This is a genomic window from Streptococcus oralis subsp. oralis (assembly GCF_002096595.1).
GTDB lineage: Bacteria > Bacillota > Bacilli > Lactobacillales > Streptococcaceae > Streptococcus > Streptococcus oralis_D.
In genome coordinates this window covers 85,085-99,156 of the sequence record NZ_NCUR01000009.1, presented here as the reverse complement: position 1 = coordinate 99,156, position 14,072 = coordinate 85,085, and the positions used below count along the sequence as shown (strand labels likewise).

12 protein-coding genes and 1 pseudogene are annotated in these 14,072 nt (G+C 40.3%); 9 read left to right on the top strand and 4 right to left on the bottom strand.

All coding sequences use genetic code 11. The annotated features are described in order from the left end of the window. Positions 1–103 precede the first annotated feature (103 nt). Both B7714_RS02835 and B7714_RS02830 read right to left on the bottom strand, forming a co-directional pair. Positions 104–6,067, bottom strand: a complete 5,964-nt coding sequence (locus B7714_RS02835; RefSeq protein ID WP_084859594.1) for an alpha-L-fucosidase — start codon at positions 6,065–6,067, stop codon at positions 104–106. Positions 6,068–6,411: 344 nt separating this feature from the next. Continuing rightward, complete coding sequence (locus B7714_RS02830) at positions 6,412–6,888, bottom strand: glutathione peroxidase (protein ID WP_084859593.1); 477 nt, start codon at positions 6,886–6,888, stop codon at positions 6,412–6,414. A 201-nt stretch (positions 6,889–7,089) separates the two neighbouring features. On the opposite strand from B7714_RS02830, the gene B7714_RS02825 reads away from it, so the two are divergent. The 9 genes and pseudogenes from B7714_RS02825 (at position 7,090) to B7714_RS02785 (ending at position 13,063) form a co-directional block, all read left to right on the top strand. Further along, positions 7,090–7,368: a TIGR04197 family type VII secretion effector gene (locus B7714_RS02825; RefSeq protein WP_084859592.1), complete on the top strand. Its 279-nt coding sequence runs from the start codon at positions 7,090–7,092 to the stop codon at positions 7,366–7,368. Continuing rightward, entirely contained in the window at positions 7,365–7,724 is a 360-nt protein-coding gene (locus B7714_RS02820; RefSeq protein ID WP_084859591.1) for a DUF3958 family protein, read from the top strand. Before B7714_RS02825 ends, B7714_RS02820 begins: the two co-directional genes overlap by 4 nt. Further along, positions 7,714–9,365 (top strand): annotated as a pseudogene (locus tag B7714_RS02815) (LXG domain-containing protein). The gene B7714_RS02820 and the pseudogene B7714_RS02815 overlap by 11 nt, the downstream one beginning before the upstream one ends. Before the next feature lie 12 nt (positions 9,366–9,377). Then, positions 9,378–9,986, top strand: coding sequence for a TipC family immunity protein (locus B7714_RS02810; RefSeq protein WP_084859590.1), 609 nt, complete (start codon positions 9,378–9,380; stop codon positions 9,984–9,986). A 4-nt stretch (positions 9,987–9,990) separates the two neighbouring features. Further along, complete coding sequence (locus B7714_RS02805; protein ID WP_084859589.1) at positions 9,991–10,599, top strand: TipC family immunity protein; 609 nt, start codon at positions 9,991–9,993, stop codon at positions 10,597–10,599. Positions 10,600–10,603: 4 nt separating this feature from the next. Continuing rightward, positions 10,604–11,212: a TipC family immunity protein gene (locus B7714_RS02800; protein WP_084859588.1), complete on the top strand. Its 609-nt coding sequence runs from the start codon at positions 10,604–10,606 to the stop codon at positions 11,210–11,212. Between the two features lie 4 nt (positions 11,213–11,216). Further along, positions 11,217–11,831 carry a TipC family immunity protein gene (locus B7714_RS02795; RefSeq protein WP_084859587.1) on the top strand — a complete coding sequence of 205 codons (615 nt, stop codon included), beginning with the start codon at positions 11,217–11,219 and terminating at the stop codon, positions 11,829–11,831. A gap of 4 nt (positions 11,832–11,835) precedes the next feature. Then, on the top strand, positions 11,836–12,441 hold the full coding sequence (locus tag B7714_RS02790) for a TipC family immunity protein (RefSeq protein WP_084859586.1): 606 nt from the start codon (positions 11,836–11,838) through the stop codon (positions 12,439–12,441). Positions 12,442–12,445: 4 nt separating this feature from the next. Further along, entirely contained in the window at positions 12,446–13,063 is a 618-nt protein-coding gene (locus B7714_RS02785) for a TipC family immunity protein (RefSeq protein ID WP_084859585.1), read from the top strand. 113 nt (positions 13,064–13,176) lie between these two features. Here B7714_RS02785 and B7714_RS02780 read toward each other — a convergent pair whose 3' ends face one another. Beyond that, positions 13,177–13,716 (bottom strand): DUF3278 domain-containing protein, encoded by a 540-nt coding sequence (locus tag B7714_RS02780; RefSeq protein ID WP_084859584.1) that lies wholly within the window; start codon positions 13,714–13,716, stop codon positions 13,177–13,179. 12 nt (positions 13,717–13,728) lie between these two features. Then, complete coding sequence (locus B7714_RS09890) at positions 13,729–14,070, bottom strand: hypothetical protein (protein WP_084859583.1); 342 nt, start codon at positions 14,068–14,070, stop codon at positions 13,729–13,731. Between the last annotated feature and the right edge of the window lie 2 nt (positions 14,071–14,072).

Genomic DNA, 14,072 nt, shown 5'->3' with positions numbered 1-14,072 from the left:
TTTGTGGATGTTTTTTAATTTTACAGATAGAAAAAGAGAAGACCAAATGGTCTTCTCAACGGGGGAACTGAAATAATGGAAAAGAATTAATCAAAGAGGGTTATTAGTCTTTGAAATTCTTTTGGAAAATGAGGAGAGACAAGATAGAAGTAATAGCTGCCAAGAAGAGGAAGGCAGTTGCTTCTTGTTCCCCGGTTGCAGGGAGTTCACTTTCCTTGTCTTCTTTGACCGTGGCTGTAACAGGAGCTTTTTCATCTTTTGATGATGAATTATCTGTTACGGCTGGAGCAGGTTTTTCAGTCTCTCTTGGTAGAACATACTCAGGAAGAGTCACAACTGGTGGCGCTTCTGTTCCAACAGAGCTTTGTTTGCTACCTACCTCAATCACTCGATCTTGAGCTGGAGTTGCTTCTGTTTGGAGAACCTTGCGATTGTCACCGTCCACTTCAACATACTCGACTAAGAGACCGTCTTTTCCTTCTGATAGAACTTGCTCTTTTCCTTTGTCTAATTGTGGGTTTTCGCGACGGATAGTCTTGAACGGTACGACCTTATTGACGATTTCCAAGCTTGGAAGTGTAAAGACAAGGTCTTTAACCCCTTCCTCAGGACTTGAAGAAGTAATTGGTTTCTCAGGTTGCGCTGGTAGAGGGTGCTCAGGAAGGGTCACAACAGGAGGTGCCTCTGTTCCTACTGAACTTTGTTTAGTGCCTACCTCAATCACTCGATCTTGAGCTGGAGTTGCTTCTGTTTGGAGAACCTTGCGATTGTCACCGTCCACTTCAACATACTCGACTAAGAGACCGTCTTTTCCTTCTGATAGAACTTGCTCTTTTCCTTTGTCTAATTGTGGGTTTTCGCGACGGATAGTCTTGAATGGTACTGGTTTATTGACAATTTCCAAACTTGGAAGTGTAAAGACAAGGTTCTTAACTCCTTCCTCAGGAGATGAAGAAGTGATTGGTTTTTCAGGTTGAGCCGGTTTTTCAGGCTGAATTGGTTTTTCAGGTTCAGCAGGTTTCTCAGGCTGAACGGGTTTCTCAGGCTGAGCTGCTTCGAGCTTGCTGATTTGTTCGAGAGCAGTTTCTAGCGCTTGATTGACTGCTTCCTGAGTTTTAGCTTCTTGGATTGCAGCAATGGCTTGGTCAGCAATTTCTAACAATTTCTTCTTAGCTTCCTTGTTGGATCCAAGCTCAGCGACTTTTTTCTCGATAGCTTTCGTCAAGCTGTCCATAGCCTTATCGTACTCAATTTCCGGTTGTTTTGGTTCAGCTGGTTGCTCAGGCTGATTAGGTTTCTCAGGTTCTTCTGGCTGTTCCGGTTGCTCTGGACTAGGCTCCTCTTGACCTCTTTGATAGTTCTCATCCTTGGATAGGATATCTTGTAGGGCACTGACCGTCAACATGACTTCTTGAACATCCACTGCATCAGCACTGAGTTGGTTTCTCAATTTTTCTAGATTTGCTTGGAAAGCTTGGCGTGCGGTAGCCGTATTTTTCAAGCCTGCTGGGTCAAAGTTGGACAGATCATCTTTCCATTTTGAGATAGACTGGATGATATCTGCCTTGCTGTAGAGTTCACTACCTTCGCCACGAGTGATGAATTGGTCTACCTGGATACCGATATTTCGAGACAAATCGTTTCGTTCAGGATCGAGTTGAAGGGTGACTGCGTGCAAGTTTTCGTCCAGACCTTTTAGGCTAACCAGAGTTTGATTACCTTGGCGTTGGGCAGCGTGACCGCTAAAGTATTTCTTACCATCAATAGTTGAAGCATTTCCCATGCCCTCTTGGTAAGGAACTTCTTTGCCATCTAGAAAGACTTTGTAGATACCATGATTTGGATCAACATAGCCCTTGATATCAAGTCCAGTACCGTAGAAGTAGGCTGTGACAGTTGTCTTTTTCTTTTGCTCATCAGTTAAGCGACCAAAGGAAGCCCAAGACTCCGTTTTCTGATACTTGTCTGCCGAATTGGTTTCATGGTGCCAGCCAGGACTGTAATCCAACTGACTAGCTTGGTCATCATAACTTGTTTGGTCCTTGACCAGTAATTCAGCTTTCATCACTTGGATGGTTGCATCGGTAGCAAAACCGAGCAAGGCACCATCAGAAACAGAAGTGAGCTTGGCTTTGAAGTCAAAGATAGAGTCGGCTTGTTCTGTAAAGTCAATCGTTGGGATGGTAACAGTCTTTTCTGTTTCTCCGTCTTTAAAGGTCACATCTTGAGTTGTATCTTGGTAAACTTTACCGTGAACTCCAGTTCCAGGTTCTGTGATGAAGCGAACAGTAGCAGCCCCCTTGCTTCCACCAACACGTTTAATCTTAACAGTGACGGGTTTTCCTTTTTCGACTTCGTAGTTGGTAGACTCAAGTTCAAACATCCCTTTACTATCATTGTTTAGGGTGTAGATTCCTTCTGTAGCAATTGGTTCGCCTGTTTTATTAACAAGGGTAATGGTATGTTGGCCAGGTGCTAAATCACCTGTCTCAAAGACTTTTTGGCTACGTTTACGGCTAGTGTTCTTGGTTTGGACATCGGCAACCTTTTGGCCATCAACGTAGACGGACATTTCTCCATGACCTGGGTCGACTGTAGAGACGACATAGGCCTTGGTTCCTGTGAAGGTATAGCTTACTTTGGCATCTTTTTGATTGGTCCACATAGAAGTGCCACGAACACCTTCAGATTCATTGTACCAAGTTGTACCAGCCTTGTCAGCGGTTGTATTTGAGTGGTATTCAAGTCCAAGAGGGTAACCGTCTGTCTTCTCAATGCTAGTAGGTGTCTTGTAGACTGAGAAGTTGGTCAAGATTGGAGTTGCTTGAGCACCAGTGATAGTTACACGGATTTTTTGTGCTTCTACAGGTTGTCCTTGAATCAAACGGCGGTAGCCTACTGTTGAACCTTCCCCATATGGAACCCAGCGTCCGTTGATTTCGACTTCAATCTTGAAACCAGAAATCCGTTGACCTTTGGCGATGTCTTCTTTGAGTTCGACAACGTCAAAGCGTCTCTTTTGTCCTAAATCGACTGTAAAGCTACCAGTTGTGGCATCATTTGAGAGCGCCCAGCTAGTATCATCTTTACCGTCTGTCAGGTGACTTTCCTTGTAAAGGTGGTTCTGACGAGTAGAACTTGCTGTTACAGTGGCACCTTTGGCAAAGTCAGTCGCATACATTTGGTCTAGGGTTGCTTTGAACTCCTTCAAGCGAGCTACATCTGCATCTGCGAATTTTCCTTCTTTATTTGGTGGAATGTTGAGAAGGAGTGGGGTTCCACGACCAACAGACTTGAAGTAGATATCCATCAGCTCTTTGAGTGATTTCGGCTGTTGATTGTCATGGTAGAACCAGCCAGAACGAATCGAAACGTCAGCTTCCCCTACAGAGTACATATCACCATCTGGGTCACCATGGTTGAGGTATTCGTTTTTCACATCGTCTGTGATGTTAGCTCTCTTGACTTTATGCCAGACAGGGTCACCTGCGATTCCCCGTTCATTTCCGATCCAGCGAACGCTTGTCGGTTGAGCAGAGAAGATAGCAATATCTCCTTCGGCTTCTTTGATGTATTTGAACCATTCATCAAAGGTATAGGTTACTTTTTGGGCACCGCTACCACGCGCACCGTCCATCCAAACTTCGATAAATTTCCCTTTGTTACCGTATTTCGGATTACCAAGGATTTCTTTTAGTTGGTTGAGATAGTATTGGTTGTATTCTTTTTCAGTTGCGACATGGTATTTTGGATGATTAGCATCCCATGGTGACAAGTATACACCCATATTCATGTCGTACTTGCTAGCAGACTTGGAAACTTCTTCGAGAAGGTCACCCTTTCCATCTTTCCATGGGCTAGCAGCTACGGTATGGTTGGTGTACTTAGATGGATAAGCAACGAATCCGTCGTGGTGCTTAACAACCATAATGGTTCGTTTGAAGCCTGTTTCCTTCAAAGTGCGAATCCACTGGTCAGTATCCAAGTTGGTTGGATTGAAGTATCGGGGGTCTTCTTTCCCATTTCCCCATTCAGAATTGGTATAAGTGTTCATTCCGTAGTGAATGAAGGCTGCCAATTCTTCTTTGTGGTAATCAAGTTGGGCCTTGCTTGGAAGAGGTCCATGGTTGCCAATCTCAGTTTCTTTATCTTCTGGATGAGCCACTGGTGGAGTCGGAGTCGTTGGATTAGCCGTATCAGCGATTGGCTCGTATTCAAAGACGACTTCATTCACCCCTTTTTGCTGGATCCTTGCTTCCAAGCTAGCTTTTACTGGACGGTAGCCAGCAATGTCTTTTGCATGGAAGGTGTTGACAAAGGAAACCTCATACTCTTGGCCTTCATTGTTATCAACTGTCGCCTCAGCTAGTTCAGTAGTGGTTCCTTTTTGACGGTAGTAAACTTTGAAGGAGCCTTTGTTGACTTTATAGACCACCTTGATGACACGTGTACCGGCAGGCGCTTTGCTGACAACATTGTGATCTTCAGCCCAAGTATCTTTTAGCTGTTTATTAACTGCTACGCCATCAATGGATACAATTTCGTATTTGTCTTTATTCTTCTGATAGAAGTCTGTTTTCTCAATTTCTTTTTTGAAATTATAGTCAAATGGCGAATCAACAGCTGTCTGTTCGATAAAGGTGTCATTATCTTTGACAGGATTTCCTTCTTCGTCTTCGTGTTGGATAACCACACGTCCGTATTCAACTCCTTTGGTCAAGGTAGCAATCCCATCTTGGTTGAAGGAATATTCGTTGCTTCCGATAACAGCTTTCTCATTCCGAAGCATACGCCCCTCATCAGTAAAGTAGTAACGATTTCCGTTATCTCCTTGGTACCAGCCTTTCACACCATATTTGGCAATCATGTCCTTAACCCATTTCAGTTGTTCAGGTGAAAGGACAAGTCCGCCACCAAAGCGATCCTTTTCAGCCACACCATTGTCAACGGTTCCGTGTTGATGGACACCCAGAACTTTTCCTTGGCTATCGACAATCCCGCCACCAGACAAACCAGATACAGAAGTAGTTTTGTAGGTGATACCAGTCGTTCCCTTATCATCATAGGACTCAACAGATCGGATAGTCCCATCTGCCTTGTAAAGTTGGCCAGCTAGGATAGGCTGTTTTAACTCTTTTGAGCTCGAGTCTGTTGGGTAGCCAATCGTACTAATGGCTTCTCCTGGTTGATGTGTCTTGTGATCCGCTAAAGGCGCAAAGGTTGCTGCTTTGTTTGGACTAGCAATTGGAAGAGGAATAGGAGCTTCTACAAGAGCAAGGTCGTTTTTATAACCTTTTCCAAACTCCTTCTTGTTCCAGAAATGGATGTCCTTTTCTCTGAATAAAACCGTAGTTCCAGAAGATGGAAGTGAGTTTTTCTTTTCGCTGTTTGAACCAACGTTATAGTAGAACTGGGCAGATTTTCCACCACGGATGTGACCTTCGCCGTTTTCTTTATTGGCTTCTAGGAAGTTATGTGCAACGGTAAGAATCAAATTAGGTGCAACAAAGATACCAGATCCTGAAACGAGGTAGCGTTGCTCTCCTGCATTGTAAGTGCTGTAAACCATAGTGGCAGCAGTAGCAGGTTGTCCCTCGTAGTTGATGTGTTTGAGGTCTTGTCCTCCGTTAATAATAGCACGGTTTCCATTCTCAGCTTCTTTTGGAGCTTCTTCCTTATCCTTTAGAATGCTCTTAGTTTCTACTTCTGGACTAGCTTTCTTGTCAACGATAGTAGTCGTGTCGAGTTCTTTGACAGGTGTCTCTGGATAGGCACGGTCCTGAATTTCTTCAGGGAGCAAATCAGCACTGCTGGTATCGGCAGCAGGTGTTTCTTGTTTTTCAGTTTCTACTTGACCTGCTTCTTTAGCTGGTTCAGTCTTGCTTTCCTCTAGATCTGCGACTTGTTCAATTTGCTGGTCTAAATTGGATGTTGCGGTAGGAGACGTTTCGTCCGCACGCACAGTTCCAGAAGCAAAAAATGCCAGTCCGACGATGACAGAGGCCACACCTACAGTCAACTTTCGAATGCTAAATGTTTGCCCTTTTTCAAAAAGGTATCGATTCATAATATACTCCTAGTTTTTAGAAAGGCAGTCAGCTACTGCCCGAGCCCAAGTCTGACTTGGTTACAACTTGATTTAAGGAAAACAATTCTCTGATAATTTGTAAGCCTCTTACCCCCCCTATTTATAAAGCGCTTTCATTTTAAGATAAAAAAATTTAAAAGGTCATTTCTCCCTTAAAATGACTGAAAACTTTTAATATAACAAATATACTAAATTAATGAAAGAATTGCAATAGCAAAAAGCAAAAAAATAAATATAAATTAAAGAAAATCAGTTACTTTTTAAAGAAAAAAAGCATCCTTTCAGTGTTCAAACTAAATGAAAGGATACGTTTTAAAAAGAAATTAGAGTATTTTTTGAAAAGACTCTTGGATGGTTTGGGGGTCTGTTTTTGAAGAGAAGCGCTCAAGAACTTGCCCATCTCGACCAATGAGAAACTTAGCAAAATTCCATTCGATTCGTTTTCCTAGCGGGCCAGATTTCTGGTCTTTTAGCCAAACATAAAGAGGATCTGCTTCCTTGCCGTTGACCTTGATCTTGGCAAAGCGAGGGAAAGTTGTCTGATAGTGAAGGCTGCAGAAGCTATTGATTTCCTCTGCGCTGCCGGGTGCTTGTCCCATGAACTGATTGCAAGGGAAATCTAAAATTTCAAAGCCCTGATCTTGATAGCGTTCATAGAGTTCTTGAAGTCCCTGGTACTGGGGCGTTAAACCACATCCAGTAGCAGTGTTGACAATCAAGAGAACTTTGCCACGATAGCTCCCCAGGGGAGTTACTTGGTTGTTTTGGTTCAAAACGGAAAAATCATAGAGTGAAGTCATGAGAGCCTCTTTTCTTTTTCTACATTGTAACAGTTTTTACCCTTTTCGTCGAGTTGGATGAGAGAAGTTGTCAAAATAATACACAATTGTACATAAATCAGGACAAAATGATGCTCCTTTTATGAAACATGGTATAATAGGCCTATATAGCTAAATGGAGTGTACCTATCACTAGGGAATGAGAAAAAGGATAAAACAGCCATGTCAAGAGTAAAAAGTGATCTAAATCTTGCGCAAACATATGCGAGTCAGCTGAAAAGTGCTTGTCAATCTTTAACAGCAATCGCTGTGGCTAGTCAGGATGACTTAACGACCCTTCAAGGGAATAACAAGGCCCATCAATGTCTGACAAAGAATCAAAATCTAGCTAGTCAGATAACAGCCGCTGTCACCCTAACTTCCGAACGACTTCACTCTGTAGCGAGTGATTTTGAAGCGCTAGATAAGGCTGCGGCCAATGGTTTTGGGAGTCATACATGAGCAAGTTAGATGAGTTGAAGAAAAGAGAGCGAGAACTCTTGTACCAGCTAGAAGACAATGGGAAAGAGAACTACCGCACCAAAGAACTGATAGAAACCTTTGAAGGATATGATAGAGCTAGCCACCGTTATCAAAGTGATTTGTGGGAGGCGGCCTATCAGAGCCGATATGCAGGACAGTTGGAAGAAACGCTCCTGCAAAGAAACCAACTTAAAAACCAAATCCTTGAGGACCTCACCTACCACATGGATGATTTGAAGAAAGAAAAGTTCCGGTTAGAGGGAGACTTGGATGCGGTTTACTATGAAAGACGCAAAGAACTAGAAAGAGAGGAGGAAAAACGACATGGGCATTGATATGTACTTAGAACAATCACAACTACAAAGTTCGAGTGTAGCGACCATGTGCCAATCTCAGGTGGAGGCTTATCAAGACTTGCAATCAGCCATTCAAAAGTTTTCAGAGGATACGGAGAGTCTAAAGGGCGATGCTTATAATTCGGCTAGAAGTTTTTTTGCAAGTGTCTTGCTTCCCTTGAGCAAAGGGGGACAGCTCTATGCGGAAACTTTCTCTCAAGCTATCAAGAAATTACCAGAAGACTACCAAACGATGGTCGACAGCAAGAGTTGGCGTGAGGATGATCTGCTTGATAAGATCCACCAGGAAGAGCAGATGATCGCCTACCTAGATGAAGTCAACCAATCCCTTTCTTCCTTGACCATGGATAGCGAAGAAAAAGGAAGATTGAGACGCAGTAATGTGGAACTCATGCGAGGACACCACGCGAATAAACGTGTCTATGAAACGATTTTGAAAGACCTACGTGCCTATGATAGCTATTCAGGAGGACTTTTCGATGATCTAGACAGTATCGACGTGCAGTTGAGTCGAGGATTGGCTCAGATCGAAACGAGCTGGGATGCCAAGCAAGGCGTCTTTAAAGTCCCATCTGATCTGACTTGGGCCAACTACCTGACTGCCTATGCTGATACAAAGGACTTGCAACTCAGCCGTCAAGAGAAGGCCTTTGTCCAAACCATGATGGCAGAATACGGCTTTGATGCCGAGACAGCCCAACAACTCTTGACCATCAAGCAAGGGATAGATAAGAAATTCCCAACCTCAAGTCAAGAGTTTCGTGACTATATCTTTTTGCGAGTCGTTGGTGCGGCCAACTATGATGACTTTAAGTGGAACGAAACGGCAGGTGGTTTGGGGCATTATTTTTATAATGAATTTGTGAGTGATTCGCAGACAGGCCAAAAATGGAGAACATTAAAACCAATAGTTGAAATTTATCAAGAACTGGGGTTGAAAGAAGAAAAGGCCAAAGAACTGTATTATAATCTTAGACTGCAACACGAGATGGCGGGTGGGAAATCTGATAATATAGATCAAATTAAGAAATATGATAAAAAAATGGAACTAACCATTATGATTCCTATAAAAGTACTTATGAAGAGATTTATGGTGATACGGGTAACTTTGACCAATTTTGGGATAGCAAACTAAAGGCATACTCTAACAACGGAGCAGGTCATGCAGACTTTACCCACCAGTCCATCACTATGGCCACTCATCTTAATCCTAATCAAGTTCAGTTAGCCGATGTCTATGGTGGTAGAGAGCATGTTAAGGACTTATCAGGCTGGGAGGGAGACACGACCTTTAATGCAAATGATATGAAGCCAAGCATCGGGGAAGATGACTACAAGGCGGATTTGGACTCGGTCAACCTCATCGGTCGTATGCAAAATGGGCAATCCTATGACCAAGCAATCTCTTCTTACTATGCTGATCTTCAAAAAGATTCCTCTCAGAGAGAAAGAGAATTTTTGAAAAATAAGGATTGGAAACATATCAAAGGTACAATCTATGCAGGGGTAGCGCCTGCGGATATACTGAGAAAGGGTGAGGCATCTATTAAAGAGTATATTGAGGGAAAATACCCAGAAGTATCCGCATTTTTAAATCGTTTAGAGGCTGTGGCAGACTAGGAGGAAAAGTTAATGAAGAAACTACTAGGTATGACAGCGTTAATGTCGTTTATCATATTCATCTGTTTTTATTTCTTTATCAAACAACCTAAAAATATTTTTGATGAAATCTACCAGGAGACAGAGAAGACATATCGTACAAATAATATTTTAAGAAACATAGATGGGTTTAAAATTAGTCCAGGTTGGCCTAATGATGGAGAATATTTTGCATACACCCCTTCAGGGAAGTATCAAACTCATCCTGAAGGTTATAAAGACATAAGTATTGGATTTAATTTTGGTTCAGGTATTAAAGGAATGACGATTCTTTTTGAAAGAAAGACTAATTCGAATATTACCCTATGGTATTCAGCACACTATAATATAAAAAAGAAAATCCTCAAAAAAGAGCTTGCGATTTTTGAAGAGCCAAGGCAACCAGGCCAATTTATTGATGATGAAGAAAAAGTAAGAGAATATTTAAGAAAAAATAATATTTCCAAAGAAGAATTAGAGAAAGACTTCGACGAAATCGTCAATCAGAAGGTTTTAAAAGACTGGTGTACCATCTATGACAGTAAGTACTCGCCAAGTAACTATGGCGATGTCAAGATTGAAACCCAGTGGGAGAATTGGTGACAATATGAAGAAAATCCTAGGCCTAGTAGTCTTATTCGTGATAATCATATCATCCTGTTTTTACTTTTTTATCCATCAACCTAAAAACATTTTTGATGAGATTTACCAAGAAACTGAGAAGACCTATCTAGGAAATAATGTTTTTAACAAGTTGAAAGACGTTGAGGTACATAAATATCAAGAGTATGATGATTCTAAATTTTATCCAAGTGTCGCCTATGAGGGAAATGCTTTACCAGATAGCTATGAGAAAATTGCTATAGATTTTAATTTTAAATCCGAAGCTCAATTAAGCTTGATTTCATTTGAAAAACGGATAGAGTCCAACGTTAGTATAAAAATGTGGACTGTATATTCTCATAAAGAACGTAGTTTAAAAAAATTTGTAAAAATAGGTTTGAAGAAAGTAGATACGGAAACATATATCGAAGACGAGGCCCAAGTGAAATCCTACTTAGAGCAGTACGGTATCACTGCCAAGGATTTGGATTCTTATTACGACGAAATCGTCAATCAGAAAGTCTTGAAGGACTGGTGTTCGATTTATGACAGCAAGTACTCGCCAAGCAATTATGGCGATGTGAAAGTCGAAACCCAGTGGGAGAATTGGTGATAACATGAAAAAAATATTAGGTCTAATAGGGTTATATGCACTAATTGTATTATTTTGTTTCTACTTTTTTATCCATCAACCTAAAAATATCTTTGATGAGATTTATCAGGAGACGGAGAAAACCTATCGGTCAAATAATATTTTAAGAAAAATAGATGGCTTTGAAATCAGAGAAGTTTGGCCTAATGATAGTGAATACTTTGCATACACCCCTTCTGGGAAGTATCAAACTCGTCTTGGAGACTATAAAGATATAAGTATTAGCTTTAATTTTGGAGAAGGTATCAAAGGGATGACGATACGTTTTGAAAAAAGGATTAATTCGGATATTACTCTATGGTATTCAGCACACTATAATATAAAAAAGAAAGTACTTCAAAAGGAGCTTGCAATTTTTGAAGAGCCAAGGCAACCAGGTCAATATGTTGATGATGAAGAAAAAGTAAGAGAATATCTCAGAAAATATAATATTTCTAAAGAAGAATTAGAGCAAGACTATGATAAAATCGTCAACCAGAAAGTCTTGAAGGACTGGTGCTCGATTTATGACAGCAAGTACTCGCCAAGCAACTATGGTGATGTCAAGATTGAAACCCAGTGGGAGAATTGGTGACAATATGAAGAAAATCCTAGGCCTAGTAGCCTTATTCGTGATAATCATATCATCCTGTTTTTACTTTTTTGTGCGTCAACCTAAAAATATTTTTGATGAAATCTACCAGGAGACAGAGAAGACATATCGCTCAAATAATATTTTAAGGCATATAGATGGGTTTAAAATCAGAGCAGTTTGGCCAAGTGATGACCCTAATATTTTGTATACTCCGTTCGGATTATACAACAAAGAGAAAACACCGTCAGATTATTCTGAGATTGAAATTGGGTTTAATTTTCGAAGCTCACAGAAGGTTTTATTTATTTACTCCGAAAGAAGCCTATCTTCTAATGTTAGTGTAAAAATATGGGGAAGCTACAATTATAAATTAGGTGTTTTGAGTAAAGAAGCCACTATAATAAAAAAAGAAAATAATTCCAAAGTATATATTGATGATCAATCGGAGGTAAAATCCTACCTAGAGCAGTACGGTGTCACTGCCAAGGACTTGGACTCTTACTACGACGAAATCGTCAACCAGAAAGTTTTGAAGGACTGGTGTTCGATTTATGACAGTAAGTATTCACCAAGCAACTATGGTGAGGTCAAGGTTGAAACGCAGTGGGAGAATTGGTGACAACATGAAGAAAATCCTCGGCATAGTAGCCTTATTCGTTATAATCGTATTATCCTGTTTCTACTTTTTTATCCATCAACCTAAAAACATTTTTGATGAGATTTATCAGGAGACGGAGAAAACCTATCGCACAAATAATATTTTAAGAAATATAGAAGGTTTTGAAATCGATGATGTCTGGCCAAGTGATGGAGATTATTTTAAATATAGCCCTTTAGGAAAGTATAAGACTCCTCCAGAGGATTATCTTGAACTGAGAGTTGGATTTAATTTTGAGAAAGCGTATAGTAAACTGTTTGTTTCATTTGAGAGAAAAATAGCTGATGGTACGAAGCTATGGATGGTCAACAAATATAATCCAAATACTAAAACAATCATAAAGTCAATTCAGATTGTGATATCAGGAAATGAGGATAGTTATATCGAAGACGAAGAGCAAGTGAAATCATACTTAGAGCAGTACGGTATCACTGCCAAGGATTTGGATTTTTATTACGACGAAATCGTAAACCAGAAAGTCTTGAAAGATTGGTGCTCTATTTATGACAGCAAGTACTCGCCAAGCAACTATGGCGATGTCAAGATTGAAACCCAGTGGGAGAATTGGTGATAATATGAAGAAAATCTTAGGCCTAGTAGCACTATTCGTGATAATCATATCATCCTGTTTTTACTTTTTTGTACGTCAACCTAAAAACATTTTTGATGAGATTTACCAAGAAACAGCAAAAAATTATTTGGGCCATTATAACTTCAAAGACTTAAAAAATGTGACAGTAAAAAATCGAAAGCTTTATGATTCGAATATGAATGAAACGGATAAGTATGAATCAATAATAACATACGATGATTCTTCTCTTGGAAGCGATGTAAAGAATTTAGAACTACGGTTTAATTTTGATGGTAGTAGTAAAGGGGTAAATATTTGGTTTGAAAGATATGCTAACTCAGGAGAAAAAATTAACTTTGTTATTCATTATGAATTTAAGAAAAAAGTATTAGTTAAAAAAATTATGATTTATGAAATTAGATCAGAAACATACATTAAAGACGAGGCCCAAGTGAAATCCTACTTAGAGCAGTATGGTATCACTGCCAAGGATTTGGATTCTTACTACGACGAAATCGTAAATCAGAAAGTCTTGAAGGACTGGTGTACCATTTATGACAGCAAGTACTCGCCAAGCAATTATGGCGATGTCAAGGTTGAAACCCAGTGGGAGAATTGGTGACGAGGGTCAGTAGATATTTTGGAAAATATCCTATGAATTGAAGTGGGAATCCCACCTAGAACGAACTAGGTGGGATTCTTTGCCTATAAAATGAGAAATTAGCGAATCTTGCTCTATTTTTTAACGTGTTCCGATAAAAAGGCGTAGGTCATGGTTCCAAAGATGGCACCAATTCCCAAACCTAAGACTAGTAAAGGGAGCGTTTTATCGAACTGGGAGAGATTGTCCCAAAAGGTATCGAGGGGAAGATGCTGAACAAAGAGTTTGTGAAAGGCAGATAAGACAAACAAGCTAATTGGAATACTGACGAATACACCCCAACTACGAAGGTTGATTTGACTTTTGCTGTAGCTTTTGTGATGGATTTCGGACTGGTCATCCTTGTCCAAGCGTAAGTCACGAACTGCTAGTCTCGCCCTAGATGAGAGGACGAAGATAAGTCCAAAATAAAGGTAGGGCATGGCATCTCGAACCAACTCTATGAAGCGTCCAAATAGGAGATAGAACAAGAAGAGTAGGAGGGAGGAGTAAACGATTTGGATCAAGGAACGGGCACCTGCCCTGTAGATTATCTCTTGGCGGCATTCATCAAAAGGCCCTTGTATGTGAAAGAATAGTTTGAGTAAGCGAGTGGTGAGATCTTCTTTTTTCATGGGAGTAACCTCCTAAATGAGCGATTTTTGATTGACTTCTTTAAAGAGTTGATAGAGAGTATAGAAGTAAACCAAACTAAAAATGATACAGATTATTAGAAATACCAGGTATCTCCAATCCATAGGATTTGTTAAAAGTTGTGGAAAGGATACGAGGATAAAACAGAGAGATGCGTTTAGAAGACGTATTTTTTTTGATTGGATTTTCTGGAATCTCTGTCCCTTGTTCAATACAGGAAGGAATAAAAGAAAGATAATCAAGAAAGGATACTCAATATGTCCAGAAAGTAGGAAAAAGGTAACAAAAATACTGATAAAAACATGACTGATCAGTAGTCTAGCTAGTGATTTCATAA